The sequence below is a fragment of the Sulfitobacter sp. JL08 genome (genome assembly GCF_003352045.1).
In the GTDB taxonomy this organism is placed as follows: domain Bacteria; phylum Pseudomonadota; class Alphaproteobacteria; order Rhodobacterales; family Rhodobacteraceae; genus JL08.
Genome location: NZ_CP025815.1, coordinates 3,470,658 through 3,492,536 on the forward strand (window position 1 = coordinate 3,470,658; position 21,879 = coordinate 3,492,536).

At 56.5% G+C, this 21,879-nt stretch carries 20 protein-coding genes, 1 tRNA gene and 2 pseudogenes; 9 read left to right on the forward strand and 14 right to left on the reverse strand.

Annotated elements, in window-relative coordinates; all coding sequences use genetic code 11:
• Positions 1–43: 43 nt before the first annotated feature.
• Genes C1J05_RS17105 through C1J05_RS17115 form a run of 3 tightly spaced genes read right to left on the reverse strand, consistent with a single transcriptional unit; the run spans position 44 to position 4,267 of the window.
• Positions 44–1,450: an FAD-binding oxidoreductase gene (locus C1J05_RS17105; protein WP_114871309.1), complete on the reverse strand. Its 1,407-nt coding sequence runs from the start codon at positions 1,448–1,450 to the stop codon at positions 44–46.
• A gap of 20 nt (positions 1,451–1,470) precedes the next feature.
• A complete protein-coding gene (ggt, locus tag C1J05_RS17110; RefSeq protein ID WP_114871310.1) occupies positions 1,471–3,252 on the reverse strand; it encodes a gamma-glutamyltransferase in 1,782 nt (593 codons plus the stop codon).
• 28 nt (positions 3,253–3,280) lie between these two features.
• On the reverse strand, positions 3,281–4,267 hold the full coding sequence (locus C1J05_RS17115; RefSeq protein WP_114872409.1) for a 2-hydroxyacid dehydrogenase: 987 nt from the start codon (positions 4,265–4,267) through the stop codon (positions 3,281–3,283).
• 101 nt (positions 4,268–4,368) lie between these two features.
• Between C1J05_RS17115 and C1J05_RS17120 the strand changes: the two genes are divergently transcribed.
• Positions 4,369–4,926 carry an SH3 domain-containing protein gene (locus C1J05_RS17120; RefSeq protein WP_254684635.1) on the forward strand — a complete coding sequence of 186 codons (558 nt, stop codon included), beginning with the start codon at positions 4,369–4,371 and terminating at the stop codon, positions 4,924–4,926.
• Between the two features lie 5 nt (positions 4,927–4,931).
• On the opposite strand, the gene C1J05_RS17125 is transcribed toward C1J05_RS17120, so the two are convergent.
• On the reverse strand, positions 4,932–5,834 hold the full coding sequence (locus C1J05_RS17125) for a haloalkane dehalogenase (RefSeq protein ID WP_114871311.1): 903 nt from the start codon (positions 5,832–5,834) through the stop codon (positions 4,932–4,934).
• A gap of 98 nt (positions 5,835–5,932) precedes the next feature.
• On the opposite strand from C1J05_RS17125, the gene C1J05_RS17130 reads away from it, so the two are divergent.
• The 3 genes from C1J05_RS17130 (at position 5,933) to C1J05_RS17140 (ending at position 8,453) form a co-directional block, all read left to right on the forward strand.
• On the forward strand, positions 5,933–6,922 hold the full coding sequence (locus C1J05_RS17130; RefSeq protein ID WP_114871312.1) for an NADPH:quinone reductase: 990 nt from the start codon (positions 5,933–5,935) through the stop codon (positions 6,920–6,922).
• A 77-nt stretch (positions 6,923–6,999) separates the two neighbouring features.
• Entirely contained in the window at positions 7,000–8,313 is a 1,314-nt protein-coding gene (locus tag C1J05_RS17135; protein WP_114871313.1) for a mechanosensitive ion channel family protein, read from the forward strand.
• A 65-nt stretch (positions 8,314–8,378) separates the two neighbouring features.
• Positions 8,379–8,453 (forward strand) — tRNA-Gln (locus C1J05_RS17140).
• Here the strand turns inward: C1J05_RS17140 and C1J05_RS17145 are convergent.
• Entirely contained in the window at positions 8,439–8,840 is a 402-nt protein-coding gene (locus C1J05_RS17145; protein ID WP_205388983.1) for a hypothetical protein, read from the reverse strand. The genes C1J05_RS17140 and C1J05_RS17145 overlap by 15 nt on opposite strands.
• A gap of 167 nt (positions 8,841–9,007) precedes the next feature.
• On the reverse strand, positions 9,008–10,123 hold the full coding sequence (locus C1J05_RS17150; RefSeq protein WP_114871314.1) for an AraC family transcriptional regulator: 1,116 nt from the start codon (positions 10,121–10,123) through the stop codon (positions 9,008–9,010).
• A 182-nt stretch (positions 10,124–10,305) separates the two neighbouring features.
• On the opposite strand from C1J05_RS17150, the gene C1J05_RS17155 reads away from it, so the two are divergent.
• From C1J05_RS17155 to C1J05_RS21765, 3 genes and pseudogenes are all read left to right on the forward strand, one after another.
• Complete coding sequence (locus C1J05_RS17155; protein WP_114871315.1) at positions 10,306–11,451, forward strand: ABC transporter substrate-binding protein; 1,146 nt, start codon at positions 10,306–10,308, stop codon at positions 11,449–11,451.
• Positions 11,452–11,489: 38 nt separating this feature from the next.
• Positions 11,490–12,161, forward strand: a pseudogene (locus tag C1J05_RS21760) (IS5 family transposase); the annotation flags it as partial.
• Positions 12,159–12,839, forward strand: a pseudogene (locus tag C1J05_RS21765) (IS110 family transposase); the annotation flags it as partial. The pseudogenes C1J05_RS21760 and C1J05_RS21765, both read left to right, overlap by 3 nt.
• Positions 12,840–13,007: 168 nt before the next feature.
• Here the strand turns inward: C1J05_RS21765 and C1J05_RS17165 are convergent.
• From C1J05_RS17165 to C1J05_RS17200, 8 genes are all read right to left on the reverse strand, one after another.
• On the reverse strand, positions 13,008–14,177 hold the full coding sequence (locus tag C1J05_RS17165; protein ID WP_114871317.1) for a cation:proton antiporter: 1,170 nt from the start codon (positions 14,175–14,177) through the stop codon (positions 13,008–13,010).
• A gap of 189 nt (positions 14,178–14,366) precedes the next feature.
• On the reverse strand, positions 14,367–15,008 hold the full coding sequence (locus C1J05_RS17170; protein ID WP_254684636.1) for an IS6 family transposase: 642 nt from the start codon (positions 15,006–15,008) through the stop codon (positions 14,367–14,369).
• Between the two features lie 209 nt (positions 15,009–15,217).
• Positions 15,218–16,828, reverse strand: coding sequence for an AMP-binding protein (locus tag C1J05_RS17175; protein ID WP_114871319.1), 1,611 nt, complete (start codon positions 16,826–16,828; stop codon positions 15,218–15,220).
• Positions 16,825–17,637: an enoyl-CoA hydratase gene (locus tag C1J05_RS17180; protein WP_254684637.1), complete on the reverse strand. Its 813-nt coding sequence runs from the start codon at positions 17,635–17,637 to the stop codon at positions 16,825–16,827. The genes C1J05_RS17175 and C1J05_RS17180 overlap by 4 nt, the downstream gene beginning before the upstream one ends.
• Positions 17,638–17,640: 3 nt before the next feature.
• Positions 17,641–18,030 carry a rhodanese-like domain-containing protein gene (locus C1J05_RS17185; protein WP_114871320.1) on the reverse strand — a complete coding sequence of 130 codons (390 nt, stop codon included), beginning with the start codon at positions 18,028–18,030 and terminating at the stop codon, positions 17,641–17,643.
• A 116-nt stretch (positions 18,031–18,146) separates the two neighbouring features.
• Complete coding sequence (locus C1J05_RS17190; RefSeq protein ID WP_114871321.1) at positions 18,147–18,611, reverse strand: CoA-binding protein; 465 nt, start codon at positions 18,609–18,611, stop codon at positions 18,147–18,149.
• A 1-nt stretch (position 18,612) separates the two neighbouring features.
• Positions 18,613–18,981 (reverse strand): 2Fe-2S iron-sulfur cluster-binding protein, encoded by a 369-nt coding sequence (locus tag C1J05_RS17195; protein WP_114871322.1) that lies wholly within the window; start codon positions 18,979–18,981, stop codon positions 18,613–18,615.
• Positions 18,978–20,336: a selenium-binding family protein gene (locus C1J05_RS17200; RefSeq protein ID WP_114871323.1), complete on the reverse strand. Its 1,359-nt coding sequence runs from the start codon at positions 20,334–20,336 to the stop codon at positions 18,978–18,980. The genes C1J05_RS17195 and C1J05_RS17200 overlap by 4 nt, the downstream gene beginning before the upstream one ends.
• 70 nt (positions 20,337–20,406) lie before the next feature.
• Here C1J05_RS17200 and C1J05_RS17205 point away from each other — a divergent pair, with 70 nt between their 5' ends.
• A complete protein-coding gene (locus C1J05_RS17205) occupies positions 20,407–21,168 on the forward strand; it encodes an IclR family transcriptional regulator (protein WP_114871324.1) in 762 nt (253 codons plus the stop codon).
• Between the two features lie 96 nt (positions 21,169–21,264).
• Positions 21,265–21,618: a putative quinol monooxygenase gene (locus C1J05_RS17210; RefSeq protein ID WP_114871325.1), complete on the forward strand. Its 354-nt coding sequence runs from the start codon at positions 21,265–21,267 to the stop codon at positions 21,616–21,618.
• Positions 21,619–21,879 lie beyond the last annotated feature (261 nt).

Consider the following 21,879-nt stretch of genomic DNA (forward strand, 5'->3'; position numbering starts at 1 on the left):
TTGGCAAAAAGAAGCCTGTGCGCTTTCACGCACATATCTGCTTTTAATCGGACACGAATATCTTGCCGGGGTTCATGATCCCTTGCGGATCAAGCGCCGTCTTGATCGCCTGCATGTAACGCGTTGCCGGCCCCAGTTCCTTGACCAGATAGGGTATCTTGCCCTGTCCGATACCATGCTCCCCCGTACAGGTTCCGCCCATTGAAATGGCAAGATCATTCAGCCAGCCGACAAATCCGTCCGCCTTGGCCACCTCTGCCGGATTGTCGCGGTCGATCAGCAAAAGACAGTGAAAATTGCCATCCCCGACATGGCCGACGATCGGGGCCAGAATGCCCAGTTCAGCCAATCGGGATTGTGCCTTATCCACGCATTCGGCAAGCCGTGAAATCGGCACACAAACGTCTGTCGAAATGCCTTGTGCGCCGGGACGCAGTTTCAACGTCGCCCAGTAGGCATCATGGCGGGCCTGCCAGAGCGCGTTGCGTTCTTCCGTCGTGCGCGTTGCGGTATAATCGCTGGCGCCGAACTCTTCCGCGATGTCGCCAAAGCTTTGCGATTGTTCGACAACGCTTGCCTCAGAGCCATGAAACTCCAGCAGCAGCAGTGGCGTGTGCGGCAGATCAAGGTTTGAATAGGCGTTCACCGCCTGCACCGTCAGGGCATCCAGCAATTCGATCCGCGCCACCGGAATGCCGCACTGGATCACCGCAATCACCGCCTGACAGGCCGCATCGACCGTTGGAAAGGAACAGCGCGCCGAAGATATCGCTTCGGGGATGCCGTGCAGTTTCAGGGTGATTTCCGTAATCAGGCCCAATGTGCCTTCGGACCCGACCAGCAACCGCGTCAGATCATAACCGGCCGAAGATTTGCGGGCGCGCGTTGCGGTTCGGATCACCGTTGCATCGGCCATCACCGCCTCAAGCGCCATGACATTGTCGCGCATCGTGCCATAGCGCACGGCATTTGTGCCTGATGCGCGCGTGGACGCCATGCCGCCCAGTGAAGCATTGGCACCGGGATCAATCGGGAAAAACAGGCCCTGATCGCGCAAATGAGTGTTCAGTTGTTCGCGCGTGACACCGGGTTGCACCACACAATCCAGATCTTCGGCGTTGACCGCCAGAATGCGGTTCATGTTGCTGACATCCACAGAAATGCCCCCCGCCGGGGCATTCACATGGCCTTCCAGAGACGTGCCCGTTCCAAAGGGAACCACCGGCACATTATGGGCCGCACAGATTTCGATGATTCCCGCCACCTCTGACGTGCTGGAGGGAAAGACCACCGCATCAGGGGACTGGTTTGTGATCCATGTCGTTGTGTGCGCGTGCTGTTCGCGCATGGATTGACTGGTGTGAAACTGCTCGCCAAAGCGCTGTTTCAGAATGCCCAGCGCCGTGCTGATACCATCTTCGTTACGCGGTAATGTTGTCGCCTGAACCATGCGTTCCCCCTAAACCGCGATCATTCGCCCAGCGCAATGCCTTCGCGGCGCGGGTCGGCACCGCCCGTCAATTGATCGCCGATTGAAATCGCGTGTAATCCCGAATTGAGATCACGCACAGATACGTCAAACCCGATGCTCTCCAACGCGCCCTGAAGCGCGACCGCGTCGGTGCTATCTTCCAGATCAAATGTGCCGAAGCGGTTTATCGCATGCGGCAACGAGACCGCCTGTTGCACATCCAGTCCCCAATCCAGATGCGCAATAATCGTTTTGGCAACATAGCCAATGATCCGGCTTCCCCCCGGTGACCCGACAGCCAGAACCGGTTTGCCATCTTTCAGAACAATCGTTGGCGCCATCGAGGAACGCGGACGTTTTCCCGGCTCCAGCCGGTTCGCAATCGGAACACCATCGACATGGGTGCGAAACGAGAAATCGGTCAATTCATTGTTCAGAAGAAACCCACCAACCATAAGCCGCGATCCAAAGGCATTTTCGATGGTTGTGGTCATCGACAGGACATTGCCCTGTCCGTCCACGATCGAAATATGCGAGGTGGACGGGAATTCGATTGATGTATCATCGGCCCAGTTCAGGGCATGATCGAATTCGGGGCTGCCGGGGCCCACATCGGTCAATGCCATCGGCCCGCCTAGCTGTTTCGCGCGCTGTGCCAGATAGCCCGGTGCGACAAGCCCGTTGGTCGGGACGGGAACAAAATCACTGTCGGCCATGAAGCGGCCCCGATCCGCAAAAGCCAAACGAGATGCATCGCCGATCAGACGCCAGCTTTCGGGGTTCTTTGCCCCCAGCGCGGCCAGATCAAACGGCTCCAGCATGCCCAGTATCTGGCCTACTGTCAGCGCCCCGGACGAAGGCGGGCCCATACCGCAGACCTGATAGACCCGATATCGGGCGCAGACGGCCTCGCGTTCCTTGACGGCGTAAACCGCAAGATCAAGTGTCGACAACACACCGGGGTTGCCGGGGGCCGACCGCACGGTATCGACGATACTACCCGCAAGCGATCCGCTGTAAAAGGCAAGCACACCTGCGTTGGCCAACGCTTGCAAGGTATTGGCATATTCAGGGTTTTTCAGAACATCACCCGCCTTAATCGGCGTTCCACCCGGCAGAAAATAGGCCGCAGTTGTCGCAAATCGCGACAAGCGTTCAGCATCCTGATCCACCAGACCGGCAAGGCGCGGCGAAACGGTAAATCCGTTTCGTGCAAGTTCCGTAGCTTCCGCCAGCAGTTGCGCCCAATCCAACCTGCCCCATTTCTGATGGGCAAGCGCCATCAAGGCAGGCGTGCCCGGCGTTCCGACCGATCTGCCGCCCACAACCGCATCAAAAAACCCGAGCGGTTCACCCTTATCATCCTGAAACAGGGTCGGTGTGGCCGCCAAAGGCGCGGTTTCGCGCCCGTCCAGCGTTGTCAGCTTGCCACTGGCTGCATCATACCAGACCAGAAACGCACCACCGCCAAGGCCCGAGGATTGCGGCTCAACCAGACCCAGAACGGCTTGCACCGCCACCATTGCATCAGCGGCATTTCCACCTGCGCGCAAGATACGGGCGCCGGCCTCGACCGCCAGAGGGTTGGCAGCGGCCACCATCCACGCATCAGATTGTACCGGTTCACCCGACGACTTGGCAGCCAGCGCCCGCTGGACAACATCGGATGATGTTTCGAACACACCGGCAATACTGCTTTCCGGTTGCACGGAATCGGCCGTCTGTTGTGCCCATCCCGCGCTGGCAAGCAAAAGGCAAAGGAACGTCATAGTGAGGCGCATCGGGTCGTCCTTTCGTTCAGGGCGTTTGCTACAGCATGGACGGTACGACCTGATCGGGCGGGCGATGTCCGTCGTCAAAGGTTTTGATATTGATCAGAACCTTTTCCCCCATTTCAGCGCGCCCTTCGCGCGTGGCCGACCCCATATGCGGCAACAGCACCACGTTCTTGAGTTCGCGCAATCGGGGATTTATTTCGGTTCCGTGTTCGTAGACATCAAGACCGGCACCCGCGATTTCACCGGCGCGCAGCATGCGGGTCAGCGCGTTTTCATCAATCACTTCGCCGCGTGACGTGTTGACGATGACAGCCGAGGGTTTCAAAAGCTTCAGACGCCGCGCATTCATCAGGTGGAAGGTGCTGGGCGTGTGCGGGCAATTGATACTGATCACGTCCATGCGCGCCACCATCTGATCCAGACTGTCCCAATAGGTCGCTTCCAGCGCATCTTCGACTTCGGGGCGCAACCGTTTGCGGTTGTGGTAATGGATTTGCATGCCAAAGGCCCGCGCACGTCTTGCAACGGCCTGTCCGATGCGGCCCATTCCCAGAATACCAAGCCGTTTCCCACCGACGCGCCCGCCCAAAAGGGCCGTTGGCGCCCAGCCCGTCCATTCTCCGGACTGCATCAGGGCCAGACCTTCGGGAATGCGGCGCGTGACGGCCAGAATCAGCGCCATCGTCATGTCGGCGGTGTCATCGGTCAGAACACCCGGTGTGTTTGACACCAGAATGCCACGCTGGCGCGCGGTTGCCACATCGATATGGTCAACCCCTGCGCCATAGTTCGCGATCAGTTTCAACCGGTCACCCGCCTGCGTGATCAACGCATTGTCGATGGTATCGGTGATCGTGGGCACGAGAACATCCGCGTTTTGCAGCGCCTCGATCATTTCTGTCCTGCTCATCGGTGTATCATCGCTGCGCAGGCGCACGTTGAACAGTTCAGACAATCTTGTTTCTACCGCTTCGGGCAACCGTCGCGTCACAACAACACTCAGACGTTCTGTTGGCATCATTATCCTTCCTCGGGCTTTCCTTGTTCACCCGCTTTGTGGCATGGTGGCCGATGTAAAGACGGGGCACAAGAACCTCGCACAGAAATCGACGGTCAGACATGAATTCAGGCACTTTTTCCGGCATAACCATGCGCAGGCCTTTGGGTCGTGCCATCGCGTTGATGCTGTGTCTGGTCACTGGTCTTGGCGCGGCTTCGGCAACACTGGCGCAATCTGGCGACGTGGCTGTCAGAGGCCCCGTTACCAATCTGCCGCTGCCGCGGTTTGTTTCGATGAAAGCCGCAGAAGGCAACGTTCGGCGCGGTCCTTCGCTCAGCCATCGGATCGACTGGGTGTTTACGCGCCGTGATATGCCGCTGGAAATCACAGCCGAATACGGTCACTGGCGTCGCGTTCAGGATCGTGACGGAATTGGCGGGTGGATTCACTATTCTTTGCTGTCGGGCAATCGCACCGTGATCATTGATAAGGATATGCTGACCCTTCACAGCCGTCCGGATGAGACGACGCCGATTACGGCCGCGCTTGAACTGGGTGTGGTGGCGCGGCTGGGCGAATGCAACCCGGACTGGTGCCGCCTGTCATCCGGTGGCTTCAAAGGATGGGCCAAAAAAGACGCGCTTTGGGGCGTGGCACCAGATGAGATCCGGGATTAAGCGCCTTACCCGCTGATAAAGCGGTTTACGATCGAGGCAAGTTCCGGCCCCACGTCTTCCTGCAGAAAATGGCCGGCATCCGGCAAAATCACGTGGGACTGGCCTTGCGCGCCCGGCACCTTTTTCTGAAACACCTTTTCAATACCGGCCATAACCCTGTCATCCGCCCCGAATGCGGTCAGGAACGGTTTGTCAAACTGGCGCAACCCTTCCCACGCCACGCGGTTTGGCTGTGACGCGGGATCGTCCGGCCGGCACGGCACAAGCATCGGAAATTCGCGGGCACCCGCGAGGTAGCTGGCATCGGGAAACGGCGCGTCATAGGCCGCTTCTTCCGCCTTGGTCAGTTTCGATTGCGTTCCGCCCGAAACGATGCGGCCACTGCGAAACACAGGGGTGTCCTGCGAATACGCGCGCCAGTTCAGGAACGCCTTGTTCATCGGGTGATCTCCGGTTGGCAAAGCGGTATTGGCGGCGACAACGCGGGCGAACCTGTCCGGCATATCCGCCACAAGGCGCAAACCGATCAATCCGCCCCATTCCTGACAGACCAGCGTGATGCCGGTCAGGTTCAGGCCCTGAACAAAGGCGGACATCCAGTCGACATGCCTCTGATATGTATAATCGCTGCGATCCGCAGGTTTGTCGGACCGTCCAAAACCGATCAGATCAGGCGCAATCACCCGATGCCCGGCCTGCACCCAGATCGGGATCATATGGCGGTAAAGATAAGACCAAGTCGGCTCTCCGTGCAGGGCCAGAACAGGCGCTGCGAGCGATGATCCTTCATCCAGATAATGCAATCGCAACCTGCCGCCATCAGGGTCAGGTACATCAACATAATGCGGCGCAAATGGATAATCGGACAGGTTATCTAACCGCGCGTCAGGTGTGCGCAAGGCTTGCATCGGCTGTTCCTTTCTGCTGGCAACAGACTAGCAATTCACTCGCGCATTGCTAGTGTGCGCCGAATCCGATGATGTGACCCGACCTGAAGGAGGTTCAATTGAAAGCAATCACCTACACGCGTTTTGGGTCTGCAAAGGACGTGTTGCACCTGCAAGACATGGCGGCCGAACCTCCTGCCGCGGGCGAAGTACAGATTGAAATGCGGTTTTCAGGGGTCAACCCGTCCGACGTCAAGGCGCGCGCCGGTGCGCGTGCGGGTGTCACCGAATTGCCTTATCCGATGATCATTCCGCACAGTGACGGTGCCGGCATCATCAGCGCCGTAGGCGAAGGCGTGAACCGCGACCGGATCGGCAGTCGGGTCTGGGTCTGGAACGCCCAGTGGCGCCGCGCCTTCGGAACAGCGGCCGAATTTTGCACCTTGCCGGCGCAACAGGCCGTCCCGCTTGGCGATGACGTGTCTTTTGAAACCGGCGCGTGCCTTGGCATTCCGGGATTGACTGCGGTCCACACCGTATTCAGTGGCGGTGACGTCGCTGGAAAAACCCTGCTGATACAGGGCGGCGCCGGAACCGTCGGATTTCTGGCCGTCCAGCTGGCAAAATGGGGTGGTGCCCATGTGATCGCCACGGCCCACCCCCGCGCGCACCAGCGGATTCTGGATGCCGGGGCCGATACCGTTCTGGATTACACCGCCCCCGATCTGGCCAATCAGGTGCTGGAAGCCGCCAAGGGCCCGGTAAAGCGCATCATCGAAGTTGAATTTGGCGTCAACGCAGAACTGGATGCGACCGTCATCGCCGAAAACGGCACCATAGTCTGTTACGGCTCTGCCAAGAAGATGGAGCCCGCTCTTCCCTTCTATCCGCTGATGTTCAAGGCCGTTACCTTGGAAATGGCGCTGATCTACATCCTGACAGATACCCAGCGTTCTGCTGCAATTGCGCGACTGGGCGATGCCCTGTCCGATGGCGCGTTGACCTGTCCGATAGATCAAGTCTTTGATCTGGCCGGTTGTGCCAAGGCTCATGATATGGTGGCCGCCGGACATCGCGCCGGGGCTGTTCTTGTCAAAACAGCACTTTGACACCATCGAACCGGTTTATACTGCCGCATACCTGCGCTAGGCTTACTGCATTCCTGACGCCGATACGGGCATTTCAAATGCGTTTCTTCTGGGTAGTGTTGTTTGTTGTCCTTTCTGGCGTTGCGTCTGCGCAAACGACGATCCAGCCCGAAGGCACGATATCTGTAGAAGACAGCGCGACGCAGGACGCCGCAATTGCCAATCGCATTCGCGGAATTCTGGCGGAACTCGACGGGTTTGAAAACGTCACGGTAACCGTATCGTCCGGCATCGTCACCCTGCGCGGCACAACGCTGGACGGCGAAACCGCCACGCGCCTGAACACGATCGCAGGCCGGGTGGCGGGTGTTGTGGCGATAGAAAACGAAGTCGTTGAAACCACCGATGTGGTGGAACGGCTGAACCCGGCCGCACAGCGTTTTATGGCACGGCTGAACCAGTTTGTAGCCTTTCTGCCGTTGGCCGGCGTGGCCCTGATCGCCTTTGCCGCCGTTGTTTTCCTCGGATTTGCACTTGCTCGCCTGAAACGCCCTTGGGAAAGGATCGCGCCCAACGCATTTATCGCTGATATCTATCGCCAACTGGTACGGCTGGCCTTTGTTCTGGCGGGTCTGGTGGTCGCGCTTGATATCATCGGGGCAAGCGCATTGCTGTCGACCATATTGGGGGCCGCCGGTATCGTTGGTCTGGCAATCGGCTTTGCCGTCAAGGATACTGTCGAAAACTTCATAGCATCGATCATGCTGTCGATCCGCCAGCCGTTTCGCCCCAACGACACGGTTGAAATCGAAGGTGATACCGGCAATGTGATCCGCCTGACCAGTCGCGCGACCATCCTTTTGTCCTTTGACGGCAACCACATCCGGATACCGAACGCGACCGTTTTCAAAAGCCGCATCGTCAATTATTCGCGCAATCCCGAACGCCGGTTCGTGTTTGATCTGGGTGTGGCTTATGGCACCGATCTGTCCATGGCACGGCAACTAGCGCTGGATACCTTACAGGGGCTGCCCTTTGTGCTGGACACACCGGCGGCGAATGTGTGGGTCGAAAACCTCGGCGACAGTACCGTTGTGTTGCAACTGGCCGCGTGGATCGACCAGACCGAAACCAGCTTTGTCCTGGCGCGCGGAGAAGCCATGCGCGTTGCCCTGACCGCCTTTGAAAATGCCGGCATTGAAATGCCCGAACCGACCTATCGTGTTGTCAATTTCGACCAGGACACGAAAACCGCCCCGAAACCCGAGGCAACGGCACCTGCTGCAAAACCGGAAATCACTGTTGAAAATGTAAAAGCCGATGCGGAAGGCGAATTGGAACACATCATCAACGACGAACGAAACGACCAGAATACAGAAGACCTTTTGAAACTCGACGCGCGGGAAGAGTAACTTCGAAATTTTTACGAATGTGCTCTTGAATTGCCAGATGTTCGGGCGTAATTAGCCACCTGTGTTGGGATGTGGCCTAGCGGTAGGGCAACTGTTTTTGGTACAGTAGATCGTAGGTTCGAATCCTACCATCCCAGCCAAATCTCGTTTTTCGATGAATTGACGCCGTTGCCCGCACTTGAACGGTCGGCAGTGGCCGTAGTTTCCGCCAAGAGATCAAAGGGTTGACGGAAGGTGGCGACCACCTCACCATTCTCCCAAGAGCAGTTCGAAAGTACGAAGTTGAGCAGGCGGCGCTTTTCGCGGGCGGGCTGCCGTTCGAACAGGGCTTGCGCATTGCGGGCGAGTTCGAGAATCCGCACGCCTTCGTCCATGTAGGACTGCTCGGCCTCCTCGTGACGTTCGATGTCGTGCTGCAAGCGCCGCTGTTCCTCGCGCCATTGGCCCGCCATCTTGTCGAAGAAATCGCCACCGATCTTGCCGTCAAGCTTGTCGATATACATCGTGCTGATACGCTCGCCGAGCATTTCAAACCTACCATTCGCCGCATTGTGCACAAATTCACACAGCGGACTAAGCCGCCTGATGCGACTACTGCACACCTGCCCTCGCGAGCGAAGTTCTACGCTGTCCCAAGCAAGGAATCTCCACTTCTGAAAACCTGGTCAAACTCATCCGAAGCTTCACAGCCCATTTATGCTGCCTGGTGTCTTCGCCACCGTGCAGGCGTGGTCGCGGTCCAGCGCTTGAACGCTCGGATAAAGGCACGAGCCTCAGAGTATCCTAGCAATTCAGATATCTCGGTGATATCTTTGGCTGAGTGTTCGAGCAACCTAAATGCCAAGGCCATTCGTGTCTGATCCAGCAACTCTTGATGGCTTGTACCGTTAACCCTCAAACGGCGCGCATAGGTTCGAACGTGCATACCAAGCATTGACGCAATATGCTTTGCATCCACATGGTTAAAGGCCAATGCAGTCTGTATCAATCTTCGTACGCTCTCCAGAAAATCTTCGGGTTTCTGCTTCTCTAACGTTGATACTTTCTCAGCGATAAGCTGCGCGAGCGCCTCATCCGTCGAAGGCAGGCGGCGCGTGAGCCAACTTGATGAGAATTCCAGGCCATACATTGGAGCATCAAACTTCAAACTTATTTGAAAGAAGTCGCGGTAGGGCTCTTTGTTGTTAGGCGGCGGGCGAACAAACCACCCTGCAAGCGCCTTAAAATCTGGACCGCAGAGTTCGCGCATGATGTTGAATTGTGCCGCGACGGCTCCATCGCCGGCCTGATCGATCCCGGCGACGCCTTTTTCAGCGATTGCATAGGAGAAAAGTGCCCGCCCACCATCGACAGCGAGGCCGATATCAACTCCCTGCGCCTGGAGATGGAAGTGTCGGATCAGTCGCCGCAGTGCGGTCCCGACGTCGGGTGCATGCCGCGCCAGAAGGCCCACTATTCCAAGTTGGTCAAGGCCATCCCTCTCACCAACCAATAGGCCAAAATGTGGACATCCCGCCGCCTTCGCACAACTCTCAAGTAGTCTGCCACGCTCAGCGAGTGTTATGCGATTGTCGGCATGGTCAAAGAGAGTTTTCTCAAAGCCCAAGTCATTAAGGATGATTGATGGATCCTTTCCTAGGTCACGCAGCACATCCGGCAAGCCATGGACCGTGGAGATGCGGAGCAACGATTTGGGTGAGGCAAACGAAAGGGGCATAAACTTAAGATATCGCCAGTGTCCCAAAATGTCTATTCTTTGTCCCTTCCTGTCGTTCCCTGTGACCACCTTCACAGGGTAATCTTGGGTCATGGCTATGCGCTAAAGCCCATGCACACCAAAGTGGCATATGCCTGAGAAAGGGCTCTCACGGTCAATTGAGGTGAGCGAAGGTCAGTGGTGGTTCGGCTTATACGCATCTGGTCAACGCATGGTTCGCATCATTTTGACGCGGTAGCTGCGGAAAAAACGTAAAACGAGAGGAGGAGTGCAAAATGGCGACGATGACAATCAAGGGAAAAGAAATGCGTTCTGTCGAGGTCGACTGGAACGAGTTCTACTACACAAACTGCCCCCTGATTTCGCCCAGCAATGTGGATCAGGAAATTGGTTGGGTGAAAGAGGAACTGAAGAAAATTGGCGTCGCTTATAAATACCTTCGGTCCACCGTCGAGAACGACTGGTATCCACACTACGTCCACAATCTGGACAATCTGATGCGCTATGGTGGATGTGGTCCGGCAATCCACACGCAGGCCGACATCCGTCGCACCAAGCTAATTGGGACAACGCATGTCTACGAGGGTGGATGCATGCTGGTTCGGTCTAGAGACGACATCTACCGTATGACAGATTTGAAAGGTAAGAGAATTGGCCTTTCTAGAAGTATGAATGTCATCAAGAATGACTGGTGGCGCTTTCAAGAAGAGCAAGGCATCGAACTGATGCTGCGAATGAATGGCATGACCCGCGATGACGTAGAGATCGTTGATTTTCCATACCCTGACGATTGGTACGACAAGCCAGAAATGCTTACGCCGATGGAAAACCCGTCGGAGCTGTGGCTCAAGCGCGACATCAAACATGACTTGGGGTTCCGCCCACTGGAAATGCCGCTCCTTGAAGGCAAAATCGACGCAATCTACACCCAAAGCAAGGTGTTCCAGCATCTTCAGGAGCAAACGAGCAAGGTGAAGGCTATTGAGAACCTTGCCAACTATCCCGATTGGACGTTGCAGGGGGCGAATGTGCCCGCAACCATGACGGTTTCCGATGTTGCCTGCCAAGAGCACCCTGAAATCATTGTCGCGATGATGAAGGCCATGATTAAAGTTGGGCGCTGGTCCAATGAGCACAAACACGCGGCGGCGGTCATCCTCAACAAGGGAACCTACTACCTTGATGCCGAGGATACCTACAACGGCATCAAGCACGTGGATATGGTGCCGACACTTTCGCCGTACAACCTTGAAGCCCTCCAGATCAACAAGGACTTCATGCTGAGCCACGGCTACATCGAAAACGACTTTGACGTGTTCGAATGGGCTGCCCCGGAATTCCTTGAAAAAGCAGCCGCGGAATTGGCTGCGGAAGAATGGGAGATTAAGGAATCTCTGAAGAACTCCCCCATTTTGGCGTGATTTGGTATGGTTTCTGCGGATGAGAGAGGAGCCCGCCGATGCCCAAACAGCCTGCCATTCCCGGCCTTGGTGATGCGGTGAAGAAGAAGGTGACGCGCCGCGAGAAGTTCCTGTCGGAGATGGATGCGGTGGTGCCTTGGGGTCGTCTGTTGGCGCTGATCGAGCCGCACTATCCGAAGGTTGGGTCAAAGGGTGGTCGGCCACCGATGCCACTGGAGACGATGCTGCGAGTGTATTTCCTTCAGAGCTGGTACGCGCTGAGCGATCCGATGGCCGAAGAGAGCCTGTATGACAGCGAGGCCATGCGCCGGTTTGCCGGTATCGAGCTTGGCGATGACCGCATCCCCGACGAAACAACGATCCTGAACTTCCGGCACCTGCTGGAGAAGCATCAGCTGACCGAGAAGCTGTTTGCCGAGGTGAATGCCTATCTTGCCGACAAGGGCGTCACGCTGCGCTCTGGCACGTTGGTGGATGCGACGATCATCGATGCGCCGTCCTCGACCAAGAATGAAGCCAAGGCCCGCGATCCCGAGATGTCATCCACCAAGAAGGGTAATGACTGGTACTTCGGCATGAAGGCCCATGTTGGCGTCGATGCAGACAGCGGCATCGTCCACAGCCTGGAGACCACCACTGCCAAGACCCACGATAGCCAGGTCTGGGACGAACTGCTGCACGGCAACGAAACATCCGTCTGGGCGGACAGCCGAACGCTGAGCAAGATGGGGTTCGAGCCCCGGATCATTCCCGCGATTTATGTGAAGCCTTTCAACAAGGGCCAGAAGAACGACTACAATGACGCTGAAGCTATTGCAGAAGCCGCTTTGCGTCCCAATCTCAAGACGGTATCGGAGAAGACGCAGGAGCAGCTTGATCTCCAGGCGCTGCATCGCGTTCGGTCACGGCTTGTGTCACGTCGGACAGCAGCAATGAATCAGATCCGGGCCTTTCTGATCGAACAGGGGATCACTGTCCGACGTAGTGTCGCGGCTCTGCGCGCCTCGCTCGAAGCCATTCTTAGCAATCGCGGCGACGAGATGTCCTTGCGGATGCGGAGATTGATCCTGGGGCTCCAACAGGATTGGATATGGCTGGATAAACGGATCGATATGACCACATCTGAAATCAAAGAGGTCAGCGAGACCGAGGAAAGCTGCCAACGTCTGATGACCATTCCGGGCATCGGGCCAATCATCTCAACGGCTGTGGTTGCAGCTGTCGGGACCGGCGAGGCTTATGATCGGGGGCGAGATTTTGCGGCTTGGCTGGGGCTCGTTCCGCGACAACACAGCACCGGCGGGCGCACCATCCTGGGTCGTATCACAAAACGAGGCAGCCGGTATTGGAAACGTGAAGCGAAGAGCTTGGCCAGCGACTTACTAATTTGAGTGCACCTGCGCTGGTTTGAGGGCACTACGTGAAGGTTGCAGAGGCTAGTCTTGTCGCGATCGTGCGTGTTGCTTAACTGCACCACTTTTTGCCGATGCTGAACGAGCACGGCCTTTCAAGCTAAATGGCGGTTTTGGTCTACTTCGCTCTTACGAAACCTTCCGTCAGTCGTTTGATTTATTGTTAGACTCAACATGACGAAGGGCCAACAGCGTGCACGGTGGGCCGATGATTTCAAATATTACAGTGGCAGCAACTGTGAGCGTCATGATCGTCGAGCCCCATTGCGGGATCGCCTCGGCCGCGACCAGCGCCATACCTACCGCAACCCCAGCTTGCGGTAAGAGAGCGGGCCCGTAAGCGTGCCGCTCTGTGACCGGAACTCGCCCTATTCGTGCTCCTATTTCACCGGCCATCAGGCGCGAAACGATACGCAACGCTACATAAGCCACGGTGATCCACCCTAACGACCACAGGGCGTCCACTTTTAGGGAGGCCCCGGCGAGCAGGAAAAAGAGCAGCATGAACGGCCATTGAATATGCTCGATTTCACTGAATGCGCGTTCATGGTGTCGCGCGAAATTCGCGATTACTGCACCTGCGGTCATTCCGGCGATCAGGAAAGACACCTCCAACAGTATCGATATCCCCGCTGTCAAAAACACCACGCCTATGGCTTCGGTTTGAAGCGGTTCCCCCGGCTTGAGCCGTCCTGTGAAATAGGCCGCTGGCACTCCCACGGCGGCCCCAAGAAGGATCGCGCCACCGATATCACGCACCACACCCAGAAGGGGTTCAGACCAGCCATCAGACGTATGCACGAGAGCAAGGCAAAAACTGAACACCACGAGGCCCCAAACATCGTCGATTGCCACAATACCGCTTAGAGTTTCCGAAAAACCGTTTCGAATCCCTGATTGATGGATGACATCAGCGATAGCGGCGGGAGCCGTGGCGGTCGCGATTGCACCCAGCAAAAGTGCGAGTCCTGGATTCAGGCCAAGCAGCGTGAGGCCGCCCCAGACGATTATTGTAGTCCCCAAAACGACACACAGCGAGATTGCAAAGATTGCACGCCCGTGTCTCGACAGGTTCTCCCCAGTTAACTCACTGCCGAGCAAAAACGCAACCATTGTCAGCGCGATTATTGAAAGCGGTTCGAACCATTCAGTTGATGTTTCGGGCAATAGGTCGAAGCCAGATTGGCCGACCAGCAAACCCAATAGCAAAAGCATCGTCACACGCGGCAAGCGGGTAGCGTGACCAAGCTGGTCAGCCACCAGTCCTGCCAGGAAAAGCACACCCAGCGCACCCATCAAAAGACCGTAGTCCAAGCTGTCTCTTCCCTTTGTCGGGTGTTGCGTTTTCCAACACTTGCCTGAAACAAAGGCCGCGAACCAGATAATTTGCGCGAGACACGAGGCTGGTACGCCAAAAAGGCCTCAATTATTGTTTGGCCGCAATTGGAGAGGTGGTGTCAGACCAATTCGAACCCGTCTCTGCAAGGACAGCGACACTGTCCATTAATTCACAAAGAGACCGCGCCACTCAGCCAGAGCGGCGGCACGGTTGAGTTTGAAATTCGTTCGATTTGAAAGGCTGCGTTCCTGATTGAAATGATTGTAGACGGAAGCGTGAACGGCGGCGAATTTCTGCAAACTTCGCATGCGCCGGAAGCGGAGCATCGCCCGTTCTCGTCGTCGGAAAGGCAGATGTGAATTTTCCACTCGGTTATTCAGCCAGCGGCCTGTTTTCTGCTTGTCTGCGACGCCAATCTCTTTGAGCGCAGCGCCGTACGATGCCAGCCCGTCCGTCACTATAACTTCAGGATTGCCGTACTTACGCATTGCTTTCTTTAAGAATTTCAAGGCAGCTTTCTTATCGCGCACCTTTTTGACGTAGCTTTCCAAAACTTCGCCTTGATGATCGACGGCCTGCCAAAGATAATGTCGCTCGCCGTTGATCTTCACGAACATCTCGTCAAGATGCCAACGCCACTTGCTCGATTTCACGCCAGCAACCCGCCGTTTTCGGATCTCCGCCGCGAACATTGGACCGAAGCGATGCCACCAGCATCTCACCGCTTCATGACTGACATCGATGCCGCGTTCATGCAGCAGATCTTCCACGTTGCGCAGCGACAGCGGGAACCGGACATAGAGCATAAACGCCAGGCGGATGATTTCGGGACTGGTTTTGAAGTAGCGAAATGGATCAGGTTAGGTCATCCGGTGAGGCTACGAAACCGCCCTGCCCGGCTCAAGCTGGTTTTGTCTGACAATGCCAGATTCCCGGACCTGAGTGCTAAAGCTGAAATTGGCAAAGCTGAGTTCGTAGTTCGTGCTCATAATGGGTATCCAATCAGAGGTAAGGGTCAGCGTTTCGAGCGGACCAGATCGCGGAGTTCGTTTTTGCGGATTTTTCCGGTGGTGGTTTTCGGTAATTCGCCAAAAATGACTTTCTTGGGGCGCATGTATCCGGCAAGGCGGGTTTTGGCATGGGCCAGCAGTTCTTCTTCGGTCGCCTTGCCCGACAGTTCGACAAAGGCGCAGGGCACTTCGCCCCATTTTTCATCAGGCATTGCCACAACAGCGACAAGACTGACGGCGGGATGTGAATAGAGCGCTTTTTCCACCTCGATGGAGGAGATGTTCTCGCCTCCCGAGATGATGATATCCTTGGAGCGGTCGCGGATCTCGATGTATCCATCGGAATGCTGCACCGCGATGTCGCCCGACCAGAACCAGCCGTCCTTGAAAGCCTTCGCCGTTTCCTCAGGAGCCTTCAGGTAGCCCTTCATCACAATATTGCCGCGAAACACGACCTCACCCAGCGTCTGAGTGTCCCAAGGGACGGGCGAGCCTGTCTCTGGGTCGAGAACCAGAACGTCTTCCTCCAGCTCATAAGCCACGCCTTGTCGCGCCTTTAGTTCGGCCTTTTCCTGTGCAGGCAGGTCGGCCCAAATAGGCTTTTCAGCGCAAACCACTGCCGGGCCATACACCTCGGTCAGCCCGTAGACATGGGTGATGGAGATGCCCATCGCCTCCATCCCCTTTATGACGCTGGCAGGCGGCGGCGCGGCGGCGGTCATCATTTTTACCTTCTGCGGGAAGTCGCGTTTCTGTTCCGCACCGCTGATCATCGACATGATGATCGGAGCACCGCACAGGTGGGTCACACCATGATCGGCAAGAGCATCATAAATTGCGTCAGCACGCGGCGCGCGCAGGAATACATGGGTACCGGCCAGCATGGTGATCGTCCACGGGAAGCACCAGCCATTGCAGTGAAACAGCGGCAGCGTCCAAAGATAGACAGGGTGATGCGACATTTCCCAGGTGACAACGTTGTTGACCGCATTCGTCCATGCGCCGCGGTGGGAATAGACGACGCCCTTGGGCCGCCCTGTCGTACCGGAGGTGTAGTTCAGCGCCAGCGCGTCCCACTCATCATCTGGCAGAGTATAGGCGAAGTCCGGATCGCCCTCGGCCAGCAGGTCGTCATAGCTGAGAGCACCTATCCTGTCGCCGCCAGGTCCTTCGCTGTCTTCGATATCCACGATCAGAAGATCTCGACCCGACTGGGCGACCGCCTCGGCGGCCATCGCTGACAATTCGGTATCCACCAGCAAGACCTTTGCCTCGCCATGATCCAAGATATAGCAGATGGTTTCGGCATCGAGCCTCGTGTTGTTCGCGTTCAGAACCGCGCCCAGCATCGGCAACGCCAGCGCGCATTCCAGCGCCTCTGGGATGTTCGGCGCGATCAGGGCAACGGTGTCGCCCTTGCCGATACCACGTTTGGCCAAAGCCGAGGCCAGCCGCTTGCACCGCTCCGCGACCTCACCCCAGTTGCGCCGGATCGATCCGTGGATCTGCGCGGGCAGTTCCGGGTGTACCCGCTCAACGCGCTTGAGGATCGAAACGGGGGACAGTGCCGTGTGATTAGCGGCATTGCGCGCCAGCTCCGGCCCATCAAACGTCATTCGCCTGTCCATTCTGGCATGGGTTCCTTGCGGGTGAAAGCACCGATTCCGACCTCGGCGTCGCGCGCCATCATGTTCTCGGCCATAGTGCGGCCTGCAAAGGCATAGGCCTCTTCCAGCGACATTTCGGCCTGCTCATAAAAGGCACGCTTGCCGATCTTGACAGCAGAAGGTGATTTGTCGGCAATGATGCGGGCCATTTCCATGGTCTTCGCCTCGACTTCTGCCAATGGCACGACACGATTAACAAGACCCATCTCGGCGACGCGGGTGGCAGGCAGAAACTCACCCATCAGCAGCATTTCCATCGCCATCTTGCGCGGCACGTTGCGCGATAGCGCAACCATTGGCGTGGAGCAGAAAAGGCCGATATTCACGCCCGACGTGGCGAATGTCGCATCCTCTGCGGCCACGGCCAGATCGCAGGACGCCACCAACTGGCAGCCCGCCGCAGTGGCGATTCCCTTGATCTCGGCTATCACGGGCTGTGGCAGACGAACGACGCGTAACATCATCGCCGAGCACTTGGCAAAGAGGTCCTGAAAATACTGGAACCCACCGTCTTCGTCGGCGCGGTGTGCGGTCATTTCCTTCAGGTTGTGGCCTGCGCAGAAATGGTTGCCGCCACTGCGCAGGATCACAACCTTGATGCTACCGTCCGCCGCGATTGCGTCCAGCATGTCGGACATTGCAGCCAGTATCGCCTCTGAAAGGGCGTTTATCGATTTGGGAGCGTTCAACGTCAGAACACAGATACCGTCCTGGTCCGAGAGCAGGATGAGTTGATTGTTTTCCATTGTACCATCCATGATTTACTCCAATGTGCCCCCGGCTTTTTTCCAAGCGCCAACGCCGCCGGACAGGTTGACAACCGGCGAGAGGCCCATCTCCATGGCCACCAGCGCTGCCATGGCAGACCGTCCGCCGGAGGCGCAGTAAAAAACATAAGTTTTGTCCTGATTGAATTCGGGCTTGTGGGCGGGGCTTTCGGGATCAACGTGAAATTCCATCAAGCCGCGGGACGAGGCCACGGCACCGGGGATGATGCCGGTTTTGGCCTGTTCGGTTCCGTCGCGCAGGTCAACAAACACGTGATCCGAACTGCCCTCCAGCGACAGCGCGTCTTCCGCACTGATCGCAGGGACGGCGGCCAGTGCAGCCTTGACCAAGTCTTTGGAACTCTTGGTGATGTTTTGGGCCATAATGCCTTTCCCTTTCCGTAAGTTTCTGTACTTCGCGACCAGAGCGCTCAAATGCCAGTCTATCGCCAGCGCCGGGCAACCAAATTCGCACGCGCCGCGTGAGAGGCCGTTTGTCTTTATATCGCCAGATCGAGACGCGGCTTCCAGAACGGGCGGAACAGCTCGATCTTGGGGCAGCGGTTCATCACCACCTTGAGCCCTGCGTCCTCGGCCAGCTTCGCAGCGGCATCGTCGTAAACACCGATCTGCCCCCAGATTACCTTGGCCCCGATGGCAATCGCCTTTTGGGTAATGGCATAAAGTTCTTCCTTGGGACGAAAGACTTCGACCATATCAACGGGGCGATTAATCTCTTCGAGCGAATGAACTACCGGAATGCCGCGAATCTCGGTCAGATTTGGGTTCGGATTCACTGGGATCATATCGTAGCCGGTTTCATGCAGCACGCGCAGCACCCCATAACTGAATTTGGTCTTGTCCGCGCTGGCACCGACCATCGCGATGGTTTTGACCGACTTCAGGATGTCAGCGAGGTATTTCTGGTCGTAGTCGTAAAGGTCATCAAGCGCGGTTGCAGGCATTTCAACGCTCCTTGGGGGTGGCAATGTCCGCCTTAAGCTCATGTGGCTCCAGCGGGTCGAGAAAGGGGTTCCGGTAAAGTTTGTCGTGACTTTCGACGCCAATCTCCAACGTGCAGTCGGTGACGGCACGGGCGACGCAGAGCAGGACATAACCATTGTTGATTTGTCGGTTGTTGAGCGCCACCTGACGCCGCTGATCGACCTCACCTTTGGTCAGCTTGGCCGCACATGTTATGCAGCCGCCATACTTACAGCCATAGGGCAGATCTACCCCTTGCTCGCGCAATGTCTCCAACAGCGGGCGGCGCGTTTCGACTTGATAGTTCGCGTCGCTCCTATTGGCGATTGTTATGGTGCGCGTCGCGCTCACAGCCAAATGTCGCTTGTACAATCGCCACCGGGGTAGCGGGTTTCGTGGCAGCGGCTGGGCCCGTTGGGCTCCTGACCGAAATCGACAACGAATTCCTCGTTTATCTTCATGCCTCCGTTTTCCACGTCGCAATCAATCATCAGCATGACACCGCCCTGCGTGCGGATCTCGGGGTAGAACTGGTTATCCCATGTCGAGAACAGCGATGTCGTGACATAGAGCCGCTTACCGTCGAGCGAGAGTTGGTACATCTGCGGTCCACCCGCGACCTTGACGCCATTGACCATGGGTGCCTTGCCCAGCAGGCCGCCCATCCAGACCTGACCGGTCAGCACCGGGTTGTGCGGATCGCTGATATCATACTGGCGCATGTCGCCGTGTAGCCAGTTGTTGAGGTAGAGATACTTGTCGTCCATCGACACGAGGATCGCTGACATCACGCCCGGCACCGGAATGGGCCATTCAGGATGCGGTTCGTTATCAACGTCGATGATCTTCTCCCATTCCCACTTGCCCGCCTCTGATTTCCAGAAATGGATCACGTTGGTCGACAAGGCCGCGCCACAGAAACCATGGCTGCTGTCAGGGTCATGAAGGAATTTGACCTCCAGCGGGATCAGCCCATCTTCACCCAGATACATGGTTTCGACCGGTTTACGAGCTTCGAAATCCCAGATGTGCAGGCGGCGGCCGTATTTCAGGTGCCCGACCTCTTCCAGATCGAAGCCCGGCATAAAGGTGTTGGGCGCGGCCCACTCGGAAGACACCATGACGTTGTGCCGTGGCTGGTACCAGAAGTCGTAGGAAAACGGGATGTCGCCCATGGTTTCTTCCCAGCGGCCCTGAATCTCGAATTCTTTGTTAAGATGCAGGTAGCCGCCCGGCGCTTCGCCATTCGCGTCACCAAGGAACGAAATGATGATTTCACTCCCGAGGCAATGCACGGTGTGGGGGCCGCTGAGATTAGTCTTTGACTTTATCTCCGCCCCGTCGATGACCTTGTGAAGGCGCGGCGCATAGGGATCGGTAGCCGTGTCGATGACGTGGATGTTGTTGGACCGCACACCCGGCACCAGCAGGTATTTGCGGCTCATCCCCGCGTCGTCATTGCAGGACGAGCAGGCGTTCCACCCCATGTGGTGTAGCTCATCTCCGATGCCGGGCATTTCCAGCCGGTGAATGACTTGTGAATAGGTCGGGCTGTCGGGATCCGCGTCAACCGTTGCAAGATAGTCCGGCTTCTGAATGCCGGTCCCGGTGTAGATGGCAATCGTATAAAGCAGTTTTTCGCGTGGGGCCTTGATGGCCTCTGCCGGGCTTGCATAGCCCGGGCCGCAACATGCACCGTCCATCATCACATTCCTCCCTTGCGATTCCGCTTCGAGTCTCGTAGTTCGATAAATAGATTCTCACAAGGCAAAAATTATGCACCTGGAACGCTTGACTAGCATTCTCGAAATTGTCGGACAGAAGGGCGCAGCAACCGTAGCCGAGATTTGCGTGCATGCCGACTTGCCCAAACCATCTGCCTACAGGTTAGTACAGGACCTTGTCTCTGTCGGACTGCTGGCGTCATCTACACGCGGACAATTCATCATTGGTACTCGCTTAAAGCGGATCACGCACCGAGACCTTTCTGATAAGGCACTAGTGGAAGTGATCGCGCCAGTTCTGGCCTTAGCCGCGACGGATCACGGCGCAGCATTCTTTCTTTCGCGACTACGTGGAGATCGGGTTGAAATCATACATGTGGCCACCCCTGAGAACGGCGTGTCCTATATGCATCCCGGCGTAGGCAAACGGCCTTTGCACGCCTGTTCGTGCTCCAAAGCGATTGCTGCATTCTCACCCGAGCTGTTGTCAAAGAGGAAACTGAAAGGACAGCTAAAAAAGTACACGGACAGTACCATCACCTGCCTTCAGGATTTAGAGAAGGAATTCGAAATTATTCGTAAACGCGGATATGCCGAATGCTTGGAGGAGCTCGAACGCGGAATCTGCTCAGTCGCGACCATCTTGGCCGAAACGGGACCCGGCGCCACGCTCTCTATCGGCTCCACAGCTTCTGTGCGGGTGTTGAGCGGTACAAAGCGAGAAGAAATTGGTCGAATACTGAAGGCTATGTCGCTTGAGTTGTCCAACTCTCTGGGCTGGAATAAAGCTGACGCCAGCCGGAAGGCGGGATAAGCTAGAAATTAAAGAAAAAATGATTGATGATCGTGATGAGCACGTGCTGCGGCCTTAGCCAGGCAGTGGACCGTGGACAAGTAATGGGGAACAAGTATGTCTGACGCAATGCATGGAAACTTATTCGCGATCAACATCAGGCCCGAATGCAGACAAGCCTTTTTGGACGCGAGTATCTTTGAAGCACAAAGTGTGGTCAGTGAAGAACTAGGGGTTTTTCAATTTCAGGTCATGGTGGATGCCGCCGATCCGAACCGTTTCTATTTTTACGAAGTATTTAGGGATGAGGCTGCTGTACAGGCTCATCGGGATACCTCCGCCTTCAAAAACTGGTGGGACTCAATCCAACCCATGTTGGAAAGCGAAATAGAAATCATTGCTAACATGCGCACTGTGTTTCCATCCGCAAAAGGCTTCGAAATTCAAAAACCTGGGCTGCTACAATGGTGAAACGGCGGCTTCGTCCGCAAAGCGGTTACTGGAACGAGTTCCTCCTTAGTCGTATGTCCGAAGGTGACAGTATTAGGAGCTCATTGTTCGAATAAAAGCCGCGACAATGGCCGCTATACCAAGTTGCTTACTACTGGGTTCTGCTAGACGAATGTGAACTGTCTGACATCAGCGCCTATGGATCCAAGCAGGGGGAAAATGTATAAAAAGCCCTCCCCTGCAAGCGTTTTGGTTGATGTTCCTTTGATCCTGCTTATATGG

What these genes read in the sequence shown, in the direction of transcription:
- C1J05_RS17115 (WP_114872409.1), bottom strand. Translation starts at nt 4,267, where the DNA reads ATGCCAACAGAACGTCTGAGTGTTGTTGTGACGCGACGGTTGCCCGAA.
- C1J05_RS17175 (WP_114871319.1), bottom strand. Translation starts at nt 16,828, where the DNA reads ATGACGTTTGATGGGCCGGAGCTGGCGCGCAATGCCGCTAATCACACG.
- C1J05_RS17135 (WP_114871313.1), top strand. Translation starts at nt 7,000, where the DNA reads ATGCGTTTCTTCTGGGTAGTGTTGTTTGTTGTCCTTTCTGGCGTTGCG.
- C1J05_RS17205 (WP_114871324.1), top strand. Translation starts at nt 20,407, where the DNA reads ATGCACCTGGAACGCTTGACTAGCATTCTCGAAATTGTCGGACAGAAG.
- C1J05_RS17150 (WP_114871314.1), bottom strand. Translation starts at nt 10,123, where the DNA reads ATGACCCAAGATTACCCTGTGAAGGTGGTCACAGGGAACGACAGGAAG.
- C1J05_RS17155 (WP_114871315.1), top strand. Translation starts at nt 10,306, where the DNA reads ATGGCGACGATGACAATCAAGGGAAAAGAAATGCGTTCTGTCGAGGTC.
- C1J05_RS17200 (WP_114871323.1), bottom strand. Translation starts at nt 20,336, where the DNA reads ATGATGGACGGTGCATGTTGCGGCCCGGGCTATGCAAGCCCGGCAGAG.
- C1J05_RS17180 (WP_254684637.1), bottom strand. Translation starts at nt 17,637, where the DNA reads ATGGATGGTACAATGGAAAACAATCAACTCATCCTGCTCTCGGACCAG.
- C1J05_RS17190 (WP_114871321.1), bottom strand. Translation starts at nt 18,611, where the DNA reads ATGCCTGCAACCGCGCTTGATGACCTTTACGACTACGACCAGAAATAC.
- C1J05_RS17170 (WP_254684636.1), bottom strand. Translation starts at nt 15,008, where the DNA reads ATGCTCTATGTCCGGTTCCCGCTGTCGCTGCGCAACGTGGAAGATCTG.
- ggt (WP_114871310.1), bottom strand. Translation starts at nt 3,252, where the DNA reads ATGCGCCTCACTATGACGTTCCTTTGCCTTTTGCTTGCCAGCGCGGGA.
- C1J05_RS17185 (WP_114871320.1), bottom strand. Translation starts at nt 18,030, where the DNA reads ATGGCCCAAAACATCACCAAGAGTTCCAAAGACTTGGTCAAGGCTGCA.
- C1J05_RS17125 (WP_114871311.1), bottom strand. Translation starts at nt 5,834, where the DNA reads ATGCAAGCCTTGCGCACACCTGACGCGCGGTTAGATAACCTGTCCGAT.
- C1J05_RS17120 (WP_254684635.1), top strand. Translation starts at nt 4,369, where the DNA reads ATGAATTCAGGCACTTTTTCCGGCATAACCATGCGCAGGCCTTTGGGT.
- C1J05_RS17105 (WP_114871309.1), bottom strand. Translation starts at nt 1,450, where the DNA reads ATGGTTCAGGCGACAACATTACCGCGTAACGAAGATGGTATCAGCACG.
- C1J05_RS17210 (WP_114871325.1), top strand. Translation starts at nt 21,265, where the DNA reads ATGTCTGACGCAATGCATGGAAACTTATTCGCGATCAACATCAGGCCC.
- C1J05_RS17145 (WP_205388983.1), bottom strand. Translation starts at nt 8,840, where the DNA reads ATGCTCGGCGAGCGTATCAGCACGATGTATATCGACAAGCTTGACGGC.